General features: G+C 50.0%; 2 protein-coding genes. Both read right to left on the reverse strand.

From position 1 onward, the window contains the following. Positions 1 to 520: 520 nt before the first annotated feature. A complete protein-coding gene (locus tag F7Q90_RS25295; RefSeq protein WP_080577518.1) occupies positions 521 to 1,018 on the reverse strand; it encodes a Tn3 family transposase in 498 nt (165 codons plus the stop codon). Between the two features lie 149 nt (positions 1,019 to 1,167). Further along, positions 1,168 to 2,232: a Tn3 family transposase gene (locus F7Q90_RS25300; RefSeq protein ID WP_052310170.1), complete on the reverse strand. Its 1,065-nt coding sequence runs from the start codon at positions 2,230 to 2,232 to the stop codon at positions 1,168 to 1,170. Between the last annotated feature and the right edge of the window lie 116 nt (positions 2,233 to 2,348).

A 2,348-nucleotide genomic window follows, 5' to 3' on the forward strand; every position in this document is an offset into this window, starting at 1 on the left:
CGGACATGACGGATGCGCGTCAGCGCATGTAAGGCGGCTGGATGAAATGACAGGTAGCACTGAAGGTTAGCCGCCGATACCAATGAGGGATCGAAAGGGATCGCCTATCCATCCCTTCACCCTTGTAAAGCCATACCTAGCTAAAAGTGGCTCAGAGGCTTCTGTGCGCGGTCGGAGTGGTCACAACAAGGCGAAGCCGCAGTTGGGGCGTATCTCCGCGTTAGCGGGTCGTAAGAGCCGCTTACGAGCGTGTTAGCAAATCGTTCAGCGATATTTGCTGACGCATCCGGCATGGCCGGATTTGTCCAATCCCTCGACGGCTAACAGGCAAGCTGTTAGCCCTCTCACGATTTCGATCTGAATGCCCCGCGCTTTAGCGTGGGGAGCTACTTTTGAGGCGCTTGCGCCGATGTTGTTCGGTTATCCACTTTTCAAAGGGGATAACAGTAATGTTTTTCTTTTTTTTTGGTTTATCTTTTAATAGGGGCAGTGACCGGGTAGCTGCGATAACTGCCAACTTTCAGGCAACTACCTCGATCGGCAACCTTGTTTCCATATCAAGTTCAAATATCCCGTAAGGGTTTACATGGGCGTAAATCAGCGGTGTCAGTGCCCTGAAGTCTTCTGCCTTCATTCGTGACAGCCATACAGGCTCATGGAGTACCTGCTGGATCATCAGCGTGTTCACGTAGACCAGGCAAATCTGCAACAGATGCAGCGCCAGGACTGACAACTCCTGCTCTTCCAGACGGTTTGTCGCCACCTCTCCGCCTTTACCATAAAAAATGAACGCATTTGCACTATTCCAGTTTTCCACTACGTTCAGCCCTTCATTTATCTCAATGCGAAGATCTTCGGAGCCAATATACCGGCATAAGAAAATGGTTTTTATTGCTTTCCCCAGCTCCGCCAGAGCCTTATAAGTCGGATGCTGAACGTTGTTCCTGGTAAACCGGCGTAAAATGGCTTCTGGTTCTGCGGTTCCCTGTTTTAACGCAGTTGCGTGGCTTTGTTGAATAAATGGATTTTATGCTGTGGTACTATGAAAACGGTTGTTTCAGATAACATAAAATCAATGCATTACATGCTTGCGTATGACGGTGTTCTGTCTGGCATCAGCGTTTTCTACCAAAACAGTGCAGACAAAACAGAATGATTACCTATTATTCAACAAAGCCCCCAGGAGCCAAATTTTTTGGAATCCGAAGCGCAAGATGTTGTTCCTTCCCCCCAAACGGCAGGATTACGAACAGCAAAAATCGCCCGGGCAACCTGACCAATCGCATTACGCAACGCGGCTTTATGTACATAGCGACGCCGCACATTCAGCAACTCTTTGTAACTTATCCCATGGCGCCCACTGCTGACGCGTTTTAAGCCGGTATTGGTGCCCATACCGTAAAGGCAAAGCAGTAAACGTTGCTGAAGGCTTTGCCTGTCGAGGTTCTCCCGGTCTGCAACACTTTTAAAATGATCACTGAATCCAATCCGCAGGTCCGCCTCTTTCAGCACATCGAGCAGGCTGGTCATGGGCCACCGACCGGAGATCTCACGTTTCAGTCCCGCCAGGTTAGCGGGTTCATCCTGGGATTCAAAGGGGGTTATGGAGATCCTGTTTTTACCCTGCGACAGAATTTTTACCTTGCGGTTTTTTGGCATATCCCGGTTGAGGGCTTCCAGCGCACCATTCATCTCATCACGCAACTGTGAAACGAAGGCGGTGGCATCGGTGGTCTGACCAAGGTCCCGGTAATAATTTTCACGATTGGCATCAAAGTCCTGCGGAAGATCATCGTCGGGATTTCGGTAATGATCGGCATCCACTACCCAGATTTCCTTACTGCGCAGGCGATTTCTTAATGCCTGCAGAACGCAGATCTCGTAGTTTATCCGGTTGATTCGCTTTTCGCCCTGATGCTCCTCGATAACAATATCATGCCACTTGGGCTGAATGACGCCCTCCACGGGAATAGAATCTTCAAGCCGTATGTAACGCTGAGTACTGTTCTCATGGTCTTTAAGCCAGTCAAGGACATCCAGTACCGGATGGTGGCGGCTGTTACCGGAACAAAAGGTCAGCGCATCCAGTATTTTGGGCAGCATACGGCGATAGTGGTTGCTGTAGGAGGACCTGAGGATCTTATGAACCTGCTGCTGGTAAGCCGGGCCCGACGATTTAAATTCTTTCAACAGGCTTTTCAGCGTGTCCTCTCCCGCAACCGTAAGCGTCACATTTAAACCGTCTGTGCAGCGGGCTCCGGTTCCGGGAAAATAGTGTCCATCATTTTTTAATGGACACTATCGCGTGAAACACCGGACATGGCTCCTTGAGGCGCTTCGCCTCCATT

Origin of the sequence: Pantoea stewartii subsp. stewartii (genome assembly GCF_008801695.1) — a bacterium.
GTDB classification, from domain to species: Bacteria; Pseudomonadota; Gammaproteobacteria; order Enterobacterales; family Enterobacteriaceae; genus Pantoea; species Pantoea stewartii.